The sequence below is a fragment of the Nocardiopsis potens DSM 45234 genome, assembly GCF_000341105.1.
GTDB classification, from domain to species: Bacteria; Actinomycetota; Actinomycetes; order Streptosporangiales; family Streptosporangiaceae; genus Nocardiopsis_A; species Nocardiopsis_A potens.
In genome coordinates this window covers 19480-32409 of the sequence record NZ_ANBB01000086.1, presented here as the reverse complement: position 1 = coordinate 32409, position 12930 = coordinate 19480, and the positions used below count along the sequence as shown (strand labels likewise).

General features: G+C 76.7%; 20 protein-coding genes. 14 read left to right on the top strand and 6 right to left on the bottom strand.

From position 1 onward, the window contains the following. The 7 genes from D459_RS36025 to D459_RS0128740 form a co-directional block, all read left to right on the top strand. On the top strand, window positions 1-228 hold a 228-nt coding region (locus tag D459_RS36025; protein WP_040711525.1), incomplete at its 5' end, for a hypothetical protein. Between the two features lie 75 nt (window positions 229-303). Then, on the top strand, window positions 304-642 hold the full coding sequence (locus D459_RS0128765; RefSeq protein ID WP_017596453.1) for a hypothetical protein: 339 nt from the start codon (window positions 304-306) through the stop codon (window positions 640-642). A 46-nt stretch (window positions 643-688) separates the two neighbouring features. Next, window positions 689-934, top strand: a complete 246-nt coding sequence (locus D459_RS0128760; protein WP_020380378.1) for a hypothetical protein — start codon at window positions 689-691, stop codon at window positions 932-934. Continuing rightward, window positions 873-1127: a hypothetical protein gene (locus D459_RS0128755; protein WP_017596451.1), complete on the top strand. Its 255-nt coding sequence runs from the start codon at window positions 873-875 to the stop codon at window positions 1125-1127. Before D459_RS0128760 ends, D459_RS0128755 begins: the two co-directional genes overlap by 62 nt. Before the next feature lie 125 nt (window positions 1128-1252). Further along, window positions 1253-1708 (top strand): hypothetical protein, encoded by a 456-nt coding sequence (locus tag D459_RS36020; protein ID WP_161634183.1) that lies wholly within the window; start codon window positions 1253-1255, stop codon window positions 1706-1708. After that, window positions 1708-1926, top strand: coding sequence for a hypothetical protein (locus tag D459_RS36015; protein WP_017596449.1), 219 nt, complete (start codon window positions 1708-1710; stop codon window positions 1924-1926). Before D459_RS36020 ends, D459_RS36015 begins: the two co-directional genes overlap by 1 nt. A gap of 121 nt (window positions 1927-2047) precedes the next feature. Further along, window positions 2048-3067, top strand: coding sequence for a tyrosine-type recombinase/integrase (locus tag D459_RS0128740; protein ID WP_017596448.1), 1020 nt, complete (start codon window positions 2048-2050; stop codon window positions 3065-3067). 30 nt (window positions 3068-3097) lie between these two features. On the opposite strand, the gene D459_RS0128735 is transcribed toward D459_RS0128740, so the two are convergent. Next, entirely contained in the window at window positions 3098-3277 is a 180-nt protein-coding gene (locus tag D459_RS0128735) for a hypothetical protein (protein ID WP_152523151.1), read from the bottom strand. Continuing rightward, window positions 3274-3654 (bottom strand): hypothetical protein, encoded by a 381-nt coding sequence (locus D459_RS0128730; RefSeq protein ID WP_017596446.1) that lies wholly within the window; start codon window positions 3652-3654, stop codon window positions 3274-3276. The genes D459_RS0128735 and D459_RS0128730 overlap by 4 nt, the downstream gene beginning before the upstream one ends. A 279-nt stretch (window positions 3655-3933) precedes the next feature. On the opposite strand from D459_RS0128730, the gene D459_RS36625 reads away from it, so the two are divergent. From D459_RS36625 to D459_RS0128710, 4 genes are all read left to right on the top strand, one after another. Then, a complete protein-coding gene (locus D459_RS36625; RefSeq protein ID WP_017596445.1) occupies window positions 3934-4500 on the top strand; it encodes a hypothetical protein in 567 nt (188 codons plus the stop codon). A 252-nt stretch (window positions 4501-4752) separates the two neighbouring features. After that, window positions 4753-5178: a hypothetical protein gene (locus D459_RS33970; RefSeq protein ID WP_017596444.1), complete on the top strand. Its 426-nt coding sequence runs from the start codon at window positions 4753-4755 to the stop codon at window positions 5176-5178. Between the two features lie 47 nt (window positions 5179-5225). Next, entirely contained in the window at window positions 5226-5750 is a 525-nt protein-coding gene (locus D459_RS0128715) for a hypothetical protein (RefSeq protein ID WP_017596443.1), read from the top strand. Beyond that, a complete protein-coding gene (locus tag D459_RS0128710; RefSeq protein ID WP_017596442.1) occupies window positions 5747-6241 on the top strand; it encodes a hypothetical protein in 495 nt (164 codons plus the stop codon). The genes D459_RS0128715 and D459_RS0128710 overlap by 4 nt, the downstream gene beginning before the upstream one ends. Window positions 6242-6291: 50 nt before the next feature. Here the strand turns inward: D459_RS0128710 and D459_RS36010 are convergent, their stop codons facing one another. Together D459_RS36010 and D459_RS33190 are read right to left on the bottom strand one after the other, a co-directional pair. Next, window positions 6292-6462: a hypothetical protein gene (locus D459_RS36010; protein ID WP_017596441.1), complete on the bottom strand. Its 171-nt coding sequence runs from the start codon at window positions 6460-6462 to the stop codon at window positions 6292-6294. A 263-nt stretch (window positions 6463-6725) separates the two neighbouring features. Beyond that, the gene (locus tag D459_RS33190) at window positions 6726-7526 is read right to left on the bottom strand and encodes a ParA family protein (RefSeq protein ID WP_051065570.1); all 801 of its coding nucleotides are present in this window, start codon (window positions 7524-7526) and stop codon (window positions 6726-6728) included. Window positions 7527-7814: 288 nt separating this feature from the next. Between D459_RS33190 and D459_RS0128695 the strand changes: the two genes are divergently transcribed. Next, a complete protein-coding gene (locus tag D459_RS0128695; protein ID WP_017596439.1) occupies window positions 7815-9110 on the top strand; it encodes a hypothetical protein in 1296 nt (431 codons plus the stop codon). 23 nt (window positions 9111-9133) lie between these two features. On the opposite strand, the gene D459_RS0128690 is transcribed toward D459_RS0128695, so the two are convergent. Further along, window positions 9134-9991, bottom strand: coding sequence for an endonuclease/exonuclease/phosphatase family protein (locus D459_RS0128690; RefSeq protein WP_017596438.1), 858 nt, complete (start codon window positions 9989-9991; stop codon window positions 9134-9136). Window positions 9992-10088: 97 nt separating this feature from the next. Beyond that, window positions 10089-10655, bottom strand: a complete 567-nt coding sequence (locus D459_RS0128685) for a hypothetical protein (protein ID WP_017596437.1) — start codon at window positions 10653-10655, stop codon at window positions 10089-10091. A 581-nt stretch (window positions 10656-11236) separates the two neighbouring features. On the opposite strand from D459_RS0128685, the gene D459_RS33965 reads away from it, so the two are divergent. Next, entirely contained in the window at window positions 11237-11755 is a 519-nt protein-coding gene (locus D459_RS33965; protein ID WP_017596436.1) for a hypothetical protein, read from the top strand. A gap of 721 nt (window positions 11756-12476) precedes the next feature. Continuing rightward, complete coding sequence (locus D459_RS0128675; RefSeq protein WP_017596435.1) at window positions 12477-12836, top strand: hypothetical protein; 360 nt, start codon at window positions 12477-12479, stop codon at window positions 12834-12836. The last annotated feature ends 94 nt before the right edge of the window (window positions 12837-12930 follow it).

Sequence of the window (12930 nt, the reverse complement as noted above, 5' to 3'; positions counted from 1 at the left end):
CCGCGGCGGGTCGAGGAGGGGCGCCTCCTCCGCCCGGGCGGGGAGTACGCCGCGGAGTTCGCCGAGCCCTATGCCCACCCGACCCCGTCGGCCACCGGCCGGCACCGTACCGCCGTGGCGCAGGTGTGGCTGGCCGACCGGGTGTGCCGGTGGGTGTGCTCCTGCGGCTGCCACACCGCCCCGACGGAGCCGCCGCGGCCGGTGCAGGAGGCGCTGTTCGCGATCTGAGCCGATCCACCCCCGCACCCGCCTCCGGCGCGTGATGCTGGAGGCCGACCCCCTCTCCGAAAGGAGCGAAGCGACATGTCCACCGACACCCTGGCCCGGCAGCTGCGCACCACCGCGACGCTGGCCGAGCTGATCCGCAGAGGCCACGACGCCGGGCTGGCGCCGCTGACCTGGACCGTGCACACCACAAGCGCCCTGACCGGCGCCCCCGACCCGTGGACGGGCCCCGCCGAGAAGCGCGCGGCGGTGGGCGCCTGGGCCGGCCTGCTGGACGCTGGCCCCGTCACCGAGCACGAGACCACCGTCGGCGTCACCCGCAGGGTCGAGGCCACCGCCCACGCCGGACCGGACGACGCCGTGACGGTGCGGATCATCGCCGACATCACCCTCGACGAGCACGGACAGGAGACATGAGCACCATGGCGCCTACCCTGAGGAGAGCACCGTGAGGAGGCCGCCCGTGCAGGAGCGCACCCCGTACACCGACACCGACCCCGAGACCATCGAGGCCGTCTACGCCTCATACGGCCGCATGGTCCTGGGCGCCCCGCCCCCCGAGGGCAGCATCACCATCGACGCCGACGACGAGGACGACTTCCGCCGCCAGTGGGCGGCCATGATCCGCGGAGAGGACGAGGAGCCCGGTGCGGCCGATCACCCTGGAGCCCCTGGCCCGCAGGCAGGTGCGGGCCCTGCCGGCCGGTGAGGCCGACGAGGTCGCCGGTGCGCTGATGAAGCTGGCCTCCGCGGCCGACCCCTACACGCTGCTGGACCCCTACACCCCCGGCGGGCTGGGCCCGGTCCCCTACCACGGGGTGCTGGTCACCGGCCGCACCGAGGCGGTGGTGACCCTCTACAGCGACCACGTCCGGGTGGTCGCGGTGCGCCCCCGCCGCTGACCCTCAAGCCCCCGCACGCCCTCCTTCTCCGGAGGGCGGTCGGGGGCTTTTTTATTCACCGCCCGGGCGGGGTCTTATCGGTTTTTACGGGTGCGGCCCCGGTCGGATCCGCGATCATGGTCGGCATGGAACAGCAGGATCAGCAGCAGCCGTTCGTCTTGAGCCGCCTCGGCCCCCACTCCCCGGCCTACACCCGCGACGTCGCCCAGGCGGTGGCCGACACCGTGAACGTGCTGGGCACCGCGGTACACGTCCCGGAGGGGATGGCCGAGGCGGCCGACGCGGTCGCGGTGCTGGAGCGCCTGGAGCAGGCCGCCGCCGACCTGCCCCGGGTGGTCGAGCGGATCGGGGGGTGGATGCGGGCCGAGACCGCGGCCGGGCGGCTGGCCGTCGACCCCGAGCGCACGGTCGCCGACGGCGCCGCCTCCGACGATGCGGCGGTGGGGGCCCTGCAGCTGCGGGTGGCCGAGGCGCGGGCCCTGGCGGAGGCGCTGACCGAAGCGCTGGGCGAGGCCCGCGAGGCCGCCGGGGAGCTGCGCCCCCGGGAGGCGGTCCCCGCCGACCAGGCCGCCGGCGTCTGATGGACATCCCCGACGCCGCCGAGGCCGTCTACGACTCTGTGCGGCAGCTGGCCGCCTCGGTCGATGCCTCCGCCGATTGCGCCCCCGAGGATGTGGCCGACGCCCTGGATACCGTCTCCGAGGCGCTGGACCTGCTGCCCGGGATCCTGGAGCGCCTGCAGCGGCGCATCGAGGAGGAGGCATCGACCGAGGCGCCGTTCTGGTCCCTCGGGTCCTGAGTCGGCCAGGGGGCGGCGCATCCCGGGTGCATCGCCCTCCGGTCGGCCGCTCGGTTTCGATAAGCTGACTTGTCGAAACCGAGAACCAGGCGAAACCGGACACCGAACGGAAGGCCCCGGAATGAGCGAACTCGTCCCCGCCGCGTCGACGCCGGCGCTGCCCGAAGGCGCCGACGGCGAGCTGAGCGCCTCGGCCGCCGAGCGCATCGCGGCGGCATGGCGCCCCTCCACCCGCACCGGCTACGCCCGCGACTGGGGCCGCTTCGCCTCCTGGTGCGCCGCGGCCGGGCGCACCGCGCTGCCGGCCACCGCCGAGACCCTGGCCTCCTACGCCGACCACCTCGCCGATCAGGGCATGGCCCCGGCCAGCATCGACCGGGCGCTGGGCGCGGTCTCCTCCCACACCGAGGCGGTCACCGGCACGAAGGCGCCGATGAAGGCCGCCCGGCTGGTGCTGCGCGCCTACCGCAACGAGCGCGCCGAGAACGGCCTCTCGGCCGCCCGCCGGGCCCCGGCGCTGAGCGTGGCCCAGCTGCGCCGCATGCTGGCCGCGGCCGGCGACGACCTGGTCGGGCTGCGCGACCGCGCCCTGCTGCTGCTGGGGTACGCGATGATGGCGCGCCGCAGCGAGCTGGCCCGCCTCGACGTCGCCGACGCGGCCGAGGTCGACGACGGCCTGGAGGTCTTCGTCGCCGTGTCCAAGACCGACAAGGACGCCGTCGGCGCGAGCGTGCCCGTGCCTTACGGCACCCACCGGCTCACCTGCCCGGTGCGCACCGTGCGCGCCTACACCGCCGCCCTGGCCGAGCACGGCGTCGCCGACGGGCCGCTGCTGCGCTCGGTCGACCGGCACGGCCGCCTGGCCGGCACCCCGGGCGCCTCCGGGCGCGGAACCGGGCGGATGAGCGGCGCCGGCATCAACCTGGTGGTCAAGCGGTTGGCCGAGGCCGCCGGGGTCGAGGGGGAGGTCACCGCGCACTCGCTGCGCGCCGGGGCCGCCACCGCCGCGGCGGCCTCCGGCGCCGGCCGGGCCTGGATCGCCCGCCAGGGCCGCTGGTCCGAGCGCTCCACCGCCGTGGACACCTACATCCGCCCCGCGGAGATGTGGGCCAACCACCCGCTGCGCCACATCGGGCTGTAGCCCGGCGGCTCCTGGAGCTGCGCCGAGGTCTTATGCCGCGGCCCTCACCCCGGCGACCACGCCGATGTCCTCGTCCGGGTGCTCGGAGTGCAGGCGCATGAGCAGGTCGATGACGGTCTCGGCCTCGCCCTCGGTGAGCAGCGGCCGGAGGTGCCGGTCGGCGGCCAGGGCCCTGCGGCGGTGGAAGTCGCCCGCGAACACCGGGCTCACCACTCGAACCGGTCGTCGGGGTGGGGCGTCTTGCCCTCGGCGTAGGAGCGCCCGTAGACGCAGAAGTCGGCGTAGCGGTCGTCGGCCTCCGTCAGGTCGAAGCCCTCCTCCCATTCCACGGGCTCAGGCCAGTTCTTCGGCGGGCCGGCGCGCAGATGGTCGTACTCCCACTCCGGGCGGGCGGCCTGCTGGGCGTGGATACTGGCGGGCGAGTCGCTGTCGCGGCGGATGAAGTCGGCGTCGTAGACGCAGAAGTCGCCCCGGTCGTCGCGGTCCTCGCGGATCTCCTCGGGCAGGGTGACCACCCGGGCGACCTCGTCGTCGGAGTCGACCTGCACCATGATCGGCATCGTGTAGCGCACCCAGCGCGCGGCCATCGGGGCCTCCTCGTCTCGAATGCGGCCACCGTAGCGCCCTGCGACCGGCGCGTTCCCCCGATTCGCTGTGATCGTCGCCGGGCGGGGATAGCCTGGCGGGCAGCGGCAGGACGCGCACGCCGCACGCCACACCCCGCTCGGGCCCCCACGCGGCCCGGGACGACGGCCAAGGACCCCCGGGCACCGCCCGGCGCGGGCCCGCGAAGTGCAGCACCTATGACCGTTTCCGCTGGTTGTCGACCCCGGCGGGATGCGTGGGGTCCCGCGCGAGGAGCCGGCATGACCAAGAGCGGACCCGGCGGCCCCAAGGCCCGCGCGCGTGCGCGCCAGGAGCGCGACGGCGTGAAGTACACCCGCGCCCTGCGCGGCGCCGCCGCGGGCGCCCAGGACCGCTTCGGCGGCCACGAGTTCGAGTACGAGCAGTTCAACGACCTGTTCCGGTGCACCGAGTGCGGGGTCTACGAGCTGGCGGCCCGGGGCGCGGACGGAGCGATCGCGCCGTGTCCGGGCCTGGCCGGCTACGGCGGTGACACCGAGCGGGTCTACCTGCTGCTGACCCAGAACCCGGATTTCCCGTACCGCACGGCCTTCCTCGCCTGCGAGGTCCGCGCGACCGGCATCGGCCGGGCGCCGCGGTTCTCCTGGCGGGACGGGAGGCTGCTGGTCGAGTCGGCGCCCAGCGTCGTCGACGAACTGGCCCGCCGGATCGAGCAGATCACCACCACCGTCGACGGTCGGCCGGTGCCGGCCGTCTCCCGGATCGACCGCCTCACCGCCGAGGCCGGCCGGGCCGTCATCGAGGAGAACCACGCGGCCTACGTCGCCGAGCGCGGCGAGCCCGCGTAGTTCCGATTATGCAAGGGCCGCGGCGACCCCGGAGGGTGTCAACGGTGCGTTGACGCCCGGCCTGGGATACCGGACCCCCGAGGTAAGAAGCGCGCCACCGGGCGCCCGATGGTTCACAGTGACGATGGTCACGGAGAGTACAGGCGCCCGATCCGGTTCCAATGTTCCTCGCGTCAATGATTCGTTGACAGTCAGTCGGGCGCCCCCGTAGGGTCGTCAATGACTCGTTGACACTCTCCGACGGAGGACTCCGTGCCCGAGACCGAGCAGGACGATCTGCAGCAGGCGATCGAGCGGCTGCGCACCCGCTACGCCGACCGCTACCTCCACGGCGGCCTGCCCGCCGTCCTCGACGCCGTCGCCCACAACCACCTGTACGACGAGGCCCACGACGGCGTGCCGGCGGCCACCCCCGCCGACCGCGCCGACGCCCTGGCCGCGATCGCCGAGGTCCGCCGGATGGTCGACCGCTGGGAGCGCCAGCTGATCGAGGACGCCCGCGGCGACGGCATGGCCTGGTCTCGGGTGGCCGCGCTGCTGGGGCTGCGCTCCCGCCAGGCCGCCGAGCAGCGGCTGCACCGGCTGGCCGGGGCCACCCTGAACCGGCCGCGCGACGCCGACGGGATGCGCCGCCTCCTCAAGGCCGTGCGGGACCGCGAGGCGTCAACGGGCGATTGACACCCGCCCGTCAATGCCCTGTTGACACTCCTGCTGAGAGGACTCCGATGCCCCCCATCGATCCCGGCCTGTGGCGGCGCTCCTGCGCGGTGCACGAGGCCGCCCACGCCGCCGTCGCCCACCGCCTCGGAGTGGGGGTGCGCCACATCGCCCTGGACTCCGCGCCCGGCCCCTGGGGCGGCGTGGCCTCCCTGCGCACCCGCGGCGCCGATCCGCAGGCGGTGGCCGTGGTCCTGGAGGCCGGCGCCGCCGCCCAGGCCCGTGTCCTGGCCGAGGCCGGGGCGGCCCCGGGCGAGGCGGCCCGCCGGGTGGCGCAGGGGGCGGCCGGCGACCGCGAGCTGATCGCCGCAGCGGTCGCCGCGGGGGAGGCGATCGACCCCGCGGCGGCGCGCGAGGCGGCCGCCCGGCTGGTCGCACAGGAGCAGGACGCCATCACCGCCCTGGCCGCCGCGCTGCTGGACGCCCAGGACGCCGACGCCGGGGGCCTGGGCCTGCTGATGGGCGAGGAGGTCGCCGCGATCATCGCAGGGGTGCGAGACGATGGAGCACCGACGACGGAGGAGGTCCGGTGATCACCTGGGACGACGACGGCATCGGCGGCATCGGCGGGACACCCCTGTTCCGGGTCGTGTCCTACGCCCCCGAGGACCACGTGCTCGCCACCACCCTGCCGATCACCCCCCGCGGACCCCACCCCGCAGGGTGGGCCCAGGAGCGCCTGCGGATCTGGCCGAGCGCCGAGGCGGCCCGGCGCAGCGCGCCGGAGGTCCTGGCCGAGTCCCTGGAGCTGATCGGCCGCACCGGCGAGATCGCCTGGCAGGGCGAGCAGATGGTGGTCCGCGGCTCCACCACCGGGCAGCGGGGCCCGTGCGGTCTGTTCACCGTGCACCGCCCCGGGCGGCGGGCGGTGCTGCGCACCCGGCTGCCGGCCCCCGGGGCCGAGGCCGCGGCCGCCCGCTCCCTGGACGGGCTGGCCCTGGACTCCCTGGAGCAGGCCCAGGACGCCGCCGCCGCGCTGCTGGCCGAGTTCCGCCGGTGTATCGGCGCACCAGCCGCCCGCTGACTTCAACGAGGCGTTGACGCCCCCGCCGGACGGATCCGGCGGGGGCATCCTCATGTCCGGTGCAGGTCTTCGGCGCCCAGGCCGGCCGCGATCAGCCACGCGGTGAGCACGTCGTCGCCGACCCCGGCCGCCCGCGCGCGCGCCACCAGGTCCGCCAGCTCGTTCTCGCGGCCGCTGAGTTTGCGGCGGGCGGCCGCGACCTTGAGCGCGGACCCGCTCACCTGGCGCGACCATTCGCCCAGGTCAAGGGACTTGCCTCGCGCGCGTGCGCGCGGGCGCCCGCCCGGGCGCCTGGGCGCGCTTCCGGGCTCGCGGGCGTCCGCGGGCCCGTCCGGGCGCGCGGGAGGCTCGGCGGGCTGTTCGGGGGGTGCCGGGGCGGGGTCCCAGGGGTGGGTGCGCTCGGCCTCGGCGCGGGTGTGCGGCGGCACGGCCGCCGGGGACGCGGTGGGCCTGGTCCCGGACTTCGGTGTCGGCTTGGGCATGATCAGGCCGCCTTCCCGATCACGGTCTCGGCGAGGCGGTCCAGGCGGGCGGCGGCCTCGCGCCCCTCGTAGCCGTAGGCCGCCACCGGGGCGGCCGCGCCGGCGGCCTTGCGCAGCACCTCCGAGCGGGGCTGGTCCTCGCCGTAGACCAGGTCCCCGTACAGCGAGCGGATCTCGGCGGCGCGCAGCTTCGGCTCCTCGCGGGCGGGCTCGTGCATGTTGATGACGATTCCGCCGACCAGCAAGCCGGGGTGGTGGTAGCGCTGCACCCGGTCGATGGCGCCCATGACGAGCGCCAGGCCGTCCAGGCCGTAGCGGGTGGGGTCGGTGACCAGCCACGCCTCGTCGGCCGCCACAAGCCCGTTGACGGTCATCTGGCCGATGTTGGGCGGCAGGTCCCACAGCACCGCGTCGTAGCCGCCCAGGACGCCCTCGCAGGCGCGGGCGAGCCGGTGCTCGCGCCCGTCCCAGGTGTCCTGCTCGCGCACGGCCAGCGCCGGGCTGGCGGGCAGCACGTCGAGTCCGGCCGGCCACGCCTCGGAGGAGGGGACGATCGCCGCGGCGGCCGAGCCGGGCACGACCTCGCGGGTGCGCGGGTCGACGTCGAGGACCTCGGCCAGGGTGTAGGACCCGAGCACGGGGTCCAGGGTGGTGGTGGCGTTGCACTGCGGGTCCAGGTCGCCGACCAGCACCCGCAGCCCGCGGCCGGCGAGCGCGGCCGCGAGGTTGACGGTGGTGGTGGTCTTGCCGACCCCGCCCTTCTGGTTGCCCAGGGCAACGACCTTCGTCTTCGTCATGGTCATGGCGGCCATGCTCGCACGACCGCCCGCCCAGGCGCCCGGACGCGCGCCCGCACAGGCGGACGGGCGGGCGCCCGCGCGCACGCGCGCGAGGCAGGGCACCGACGCGTCCTCCTGCCTGGAGAGCAGGAGGACGACTTCGGGTGTCCGGGCATCCCCGGGCCGGCGCCGCGCTCCGGCGGCCCCGTGCACCCCACCGTCCCCGACCGCCAGCGGCCGCGTCCAGGCGCTCTCGGCCGCCTGTGGACACCGCCCCGGCCGCCGGGGCGCCGCCTGGCAGGATCAGGGGGCATGGACACCACCCCTGAGGCCCCGGCCGCCGCCGAGGGGCTGCGCCGCGCCCGCCGGACCATCTTGGACCTGCTCGCCGCCGAGGCCGCGAACTTCGACCCTGCCCTGCATGTCGCCGACATGGACGACGCGCCGATGGTCACCGACCGGATGGCCTCGCTGCGCGGCCAGATCGCCGCCATCGACACCGCCCTGGGCCAGGACCGCGATATCGATGCCGAGGTCCGGGCGCGCCTGGACGAGCGCCCCCTCGCCCGGATCGCGGGCCGGGTCGCCTCCGACCGCCCCGAGGACATCGCGGCCGCCCGGGTCGCCTCCGACTACGCCTCCCACATCCGGGCCCTGGTCGGGGACCCCGCCGAGGCCGCCCTCTACACCGCCCAGCCCCAGCGCCGCCGCCTGCGGGGCCTCATCACCAGCGTGGAGGAGGCCGGGGCCCGGGCGCGGGCCGGCCTGGCCCGGGCGGCGGCCGCCGAGGCCGCCCGCCGCGCCCTGCTGGGCGCCGAGCCCGCCCTGGAGGACCAGTACGCCGAGCGGCTGGCCACCGCGCTGGTCAGCGCGATGGCCGACCCCCACGTCGTGGACCCGGTCGCGGCCCCTCCGGTCGGGCCCGCTCTGGCCCAGGCCGCCGACCGGCTCGCCGAATTCACCGGCCGACCGGCCGAGGCCCGGGTGCAGGCCGCCGCCCGGGCGGCGGTGGAGGCCGCCCACACCTCGGGCCCGGTCACCGAGCCCGGCCGGCTCGCCGAGGCGCCGCGCACCCGCGGCCGCCGCCACCAGCTCGCCCCGCTGATCGACGCCCTGGACCCGGAGGTCTGGGAGGAGGCGGTGGCCGCGGGGCTGGGCGCGGCCGGGGCGGTGGCCGCCGCCGGCGGGGTGGGGCTGCTGTACCTGCGGATCACCCCCGGGCCCGGGGGGCGGGCCGTGGCCGGGGTGGGCCTGCCCGGCCACGGGGACACCCAGACCCACACCACCGTGCTGGCCGCGCTGGTGGAGGGCGAGGTGCGCCACCTGGCCGCCGCCGGGGCGGGCGGGCCCCTGCTGGCCGCCGCCACCGAGCTCCTGCTCGACCTGGACGCCGAGGCCTCCCGGCTGCGGCGGGCCGGCTACATCGCCTCCCGCCGGATGGCGGTGATCGACGCCGCCCGGCTGCTCGACGACGCGGCCCTGGCCGCGGCCGCCGACCGGATCACCGGCGAGCTGCTGGCCGAGCGCCGCCTCCCCGGCGACCGGATCACCGAGCTGGCCGGAGACGGCCTGCCCGCGCCCTGGACCCCCGCCGACGACCCCGCCTGAGCCGGCGGCGGGGCCCCGGGGGCTCAGTGCCAGGCGTGCACCGCGGTGTCGGCCACCCGGCCGAGGTCGAGATCGACGACGATGGGGTGGTGGTCCGACTCCACCGGATCCCCGGCCGAGTCGAGGGTGAGCGGGAGCCGCTCGTAGCCCAGCAGCGCACCCTCCAGCCGGTACAGGTGCACCTGGTCCACCCGGAGCCGCCCGTAGTGGCCGGTCGCCTCCAGTACTGCGTCGTCGCCGGTGCGAGCGTGGTGCAGCTCGGCGGCGTCGACCAGGCCGCCGCGGCGCAGCACCAGCCCGACGCGCCGGTCGGCGACCAGCTCCTCCGGGCGCGCCGGATCCAGCACCGTGCGGGCCGAGCGGTTGTGCGCCGGCACCCGCGACCAGTCCGGCTCCGGGCCCATCCAGGGGGCGTGGTTGATGTCGCCGACCAGGATCCCCGGGCAGCCCTGGCGCTGCACCCGGCCGATGAGCAGCCGCGCCTCCCCGACCGCGGCGTCGACGTCGTGGGGGACGAGGTGGGCGGAGACGACGGTGAGCGGCACCGGCCAGGAGGGGGCGCGCACGGTCAGCGCCCCGGCCCCGTGCCACAGGGCCGAGGCGTACTTGACGTCCCAGGCCACCTCCTCCCAGCCGGGCGGCACCAGGACGGCGGTGTGCAGCCCGTTCGGCGCCGGCGCGATGCGGGCGGCCAGGCCCAGGTGCTCGGCGATGTCGCGGGCGCGGGCCGGGTCGTCGGAGGGGATCTCCTGCAGGCACACCACGTCCGGGGCCTGGGCGGCCAGCAGGGCGTGCACGGCCTCCCGCCGGGAGGGCGTCCAGGCGTCGTAGCGGATGTTCCAGGAGAGCACCCGGATCCGGGTGGGGGTCGTCTCGGTCATGGGGAGTGATCATCCCGGCCGACGGGGCGCGGCGGCCACCCGCGGGCCGGGACCGGACACCGCCGCCCCGGGCCGGTATCGCCCGGCGGCTCCTAGCTCACCCGGAGGCGGGGACCCGCGCCGCGGCCCACCCCACAGCGGGGTCGCACACCAGCTCCCACACCGCCGCCTGCTCGGCGGAGGAGTGGGCGCGCACCTGCCACACCCCCACATCCCCGCCGGCCGCGCCCTCGCCCTCATAGACCCAGTGCACCTGCAGCCGGTCGACGGCCCACCGGGTGCCGTCCGGGGCGGTCCAGGCCGCGGGGGCGCCGTGGCCGTCCAGGGTCGCCTCGACGGGCTCGCGGTCGGCCGGGGAGGGCCGCACCCACTCCATCCGAGTCGTGGAGGCGGGGAGCCAGCCGCGGAACCACCACACCCGCTGGGGCGCGGGGGCGGGGTCGGGGTCGTAGACCGCGCGAGGGTCGGTGTCCTCCTCCATGGTGCGGTGCGGGGTGTGGTCGGAGATCAGGTGGGCACCGGCGGACTCGCGGACGGCCGCGGAGGCCGGCATCGACAGGGTTCTGCCGTGCCAGTCGGGCGGCCCGCCGAGCAGCACCACCTCCACCTCGGTGTGCTCCTGGCCGCCGTCGCCGTCGTGGCGGGGGTGGGGGGTGGTGTCCATCGCCGTCGTCCTCCTGGCGCTCGCCGTCGTCGGGGCTCCAGGATCGCGCCCGGGGACGACGACCGGGGGCCGAACGCGCCGATCCGCCCGGCGGGCCCCGTCGAGCGCCGTCCCCGATACCGTCACTGACAGCCCGGTGAGGGGCTGTCGTTTCGTAGATACCTGCGTACTCAGCCGTCGCATGGTCATCGGATGACGGGATGTATCGGAGGGGTGGGGCGGGTCGGCGCGGGGGCCTCCGGGCGGCCTCCGGCCGGGGTGCCCGCGCCCTCTGCGCGGCGGGGGGAGGAGCCGGTCCGGGCGGTGTCCCGGCGCGGGCGGCCCGCACCCCGCGCACGCCCCGCATCGCGCCGGGGGACCGCCCGGGATGCGGGGGTCCATGGGGGCGGTAGCCCCCTGGTTCCACCGGGCCCCGGGGGGCGGGGCGGCCGGCGGCCGCGCTCTCGGTTGTGACCGATATGCCGCGACACGCCCAGATCGCGGTATCAGAGATACCTGTGCTCTGGGGCTAGATCCGGTCATCGGATGATTCGCCGACTGGCCGGAGGGCGTCAGTGACGGGCTCTGAGAGGATGCCCGGCATGGACACCAGCAGCGAGCAGACGGCGGCCGGCGGCGCGCCGGAGCGCCAGGCCGTCACCTCCCGGGCCGTGGTGAGGGAGTGCGCCTGGTGCGGCGCGGCGATGGAGATCCGCCCCCGCGGCCAGACCCGCCGCTACTGCACCCAGGGCTGCCGCCAGCGGGCCTATGAGGTCCGCACCGCCGAGCGGCGCCGCCAGGCCGCGATCGAGGCCGGTCAGGCCCGGCCCGAGGGTGAGCCCGTCCGGGAGGTCGTCGAGCGCCACACCGTGCGCACCGTGGTCCGCGAGCGCATCCGCGAGCGGCGGGTCGAGGTCGAGGTGCCCGCCCCGCCCGCGCCGCCGCCGGCGGTCACCGCGCGCGGGGTCGCCGCCTACCTGGCCGAGGTCGAGCAGGCGGTGCTGGAGGGGCGGATCCGCCACTACGACCACCGCAGGGTCTGGACCGCGATCACGCGGTTGTCCGCGGCGCTCGGGGCGACCCACCCCGGAGGGCTGGACGCGCTGGCCAGGCGCCGCTGACCCGGACGGCCCGCGCCCCGCCCGCGCCGCCGGGGCGCGGCCGGGTGCGTCACTGACAGGCCATGGCCACTGCTAGTGCCATGGCGTGTGCCCCCACGACACCGCCAGCACCTCTCCGTTCTCCTTCCGATCACCTCCTCTCCACTCCACCTCCCAGTCCGTCACTGACACCCGCCACCGCTACGTCTGCGATCCCGACACCTAGGCACTATTGGTCGACGCCCCCTGTCGGGGGAGTCGCCGCCCGGGGTGCTCACCGGCCCGGCCTGGGGTGCGGCGTGCTCACGGGGCGGGCCGTCATGGCGCCCGCCCGGCCGCGGAGACGGCGGCGCGGGGGAGCGGCCGCCCCGCCGCCCCCGATGAGCAGCCGGCCGGGCCCCGGGGGGTAGGGGGTCGCGATCTCCGGCGTGCGCCCGGCGACCGGCGCCTGGGTCGAGCGGCTGAGCCACCGCAATATTTCCCGAAGTGTTCCCGTTTTCGCAGCTCGCGGACTCTGAAACCCGTACAACCGCCGAGCTGCTATACGGAGCGGTCCCGGAACCGCCCCCGGGGGAGGGTGCTCCCCCAGGGGGTGAAATCCCCGCCGGCCGCACGCATCCCCTGAGCCGCCCTGACCGGGCGGTGCCGGACCCCGCCCGGGGAGGGCCGCCCCCGTGGGGCCGGGCGGCCGCTGTGCGGCTCTCAGATCGCTCCTGGCGCCACAGGGGGCGATCATGGACCCATGGACACCCCGGACCACTCCAGTCCCGCCTACGCCCCTCAGGAGCCGCTGTTCCCCGGCGGTGAGGGCCAGGCCGCCGTCGACGGCCCCGCGGTCGACGTTCAGCACCTGGCCGCCGCCCTGGAGCGCCGCCGCGAGGAGCTGGCCGGCGGCCGCGCGGTCATCGGCGCCGGCGCCGTCGTCCACGCGGTGGCCAGCAGCGTGTGGGCCGGGGTGCGCGTCCCCTCGGTGCTCTGCCGCGCCTCTGCGGATCCGCTGCGGCTGCGCCCCGCCGCCTCCCTGGTCTCCTGCCGGCGGTGCCTGCGCCGCCTCACCGGCCGCGAGCACGATGTGCACGACGGCCAGCTCACCCTCGGCTGACCGCGCGGCCGCGGGGGTTCGATCCGCCTGGCGGATGGAACTCTCCAGGTGGTCACCGAGCGTGCAGGAGCGCGGGGCGCCAGGGCGTCCGGGT

What these genes read in the sequence shown, in the direction of transcription:
- D459_RS0128765 (WP_017596453.1), top strand. Translation starts at nt 304, where the DNA reads ATGTCCACCGACACCCTGGCCCGGCAGCTGCGCACCACCGCGACGCTG.
- D459_RS36020 (WP_161634183.1), top strand. Translation starts at nt 1,253, where the DNA reads ATGGAACAGCAGGATCAGCAGCAGCCGTTCGTCTTGAGCCGCCTCGGC.
- D459_RS36015 (WP_017596449.1), top strand. Translation starts at nt 1,708, where the DNA reads ATGGACATCCCCGACGCCGCCGAGGCCGTCTACGACTCTGTGCGGCAG.
- D459_RS0128740 (WP_017596448.1), top strand. Translation starts at nt 2,048, where the DNA reads ATGAGCGAACTCGTCCCCGCCGCGTCGACGCCGGCGCTGCCCGAAGGC.
- D459_RS0128730 (WP_017596446.1), bottom strand. Translation starts at nt 3,654, where the DNA reads ATGGCCGCGCGCTGGGTGCGCTACACGATGCCGATCATGGTGCAGGTC.
- D459_RS36625 (WP_017596445.1), top strand. Translation starts at nt 3,934, where the DNA reads ATGACCAAGAGCGGACCCGGCGGCCCCAAGGCCCGCGCGCGTGCGCGC.
- D459_RS0128715 (WP_017596443.1), top strand. Translation starts at nt 5,226, where the DNA reads ATGCCCCCCATCGATCCCGGCCTGTGGCGGCGCTCCTGCGCGGTGCAC.
- D459_RS33190 (WP_051065570.1), bottom strand. Translation starts at nt 7,526, where the DNA reads ATGACCATGACGAAGACGAAGGTCGTTGCCCTGGGCAACCAGAAGGGC.
- D459_RS0128695 (WP_017596439.1), top strand. Translation starts at nt 7,815, where the DNA reads ATGGACACCACCCCTGAGGCCCCGGCCGCCGCCGAGGGGCTGCGCCGC.
- D459_RS0128690 (WP_017596438.1), bottom strand. Translation starts at nt 9,991, where the DNA reads ATGACCGAGACGACCCCCACCCGGATCCGGGTGCTCTCCTGGAACATC.
- D459_RS0128685 (WP_017596437.1), bottom strand. Translation starts at nt 10,655, where the DNA reads ATGGACACCACCCCCCACCCCCGCCACGACGGCGACGGCGGCCAGGAG.
- D459_RS33965 (WP_017596436.1), top strand. Translation starts at nt 11,237, where the DNA reads ATGGACACCAGCAGCGAGCAGACGGCGGCCGGCGGCGCGCCGGAGCGC.
- D459_RS0128675 (WP_017596435.1), top strand. Translation starts at nt 12,477, where the DNA reads ATGGACACCCCGGACCACTCCAGTCCCGCCTACGCCCCTCAGGAGCCG.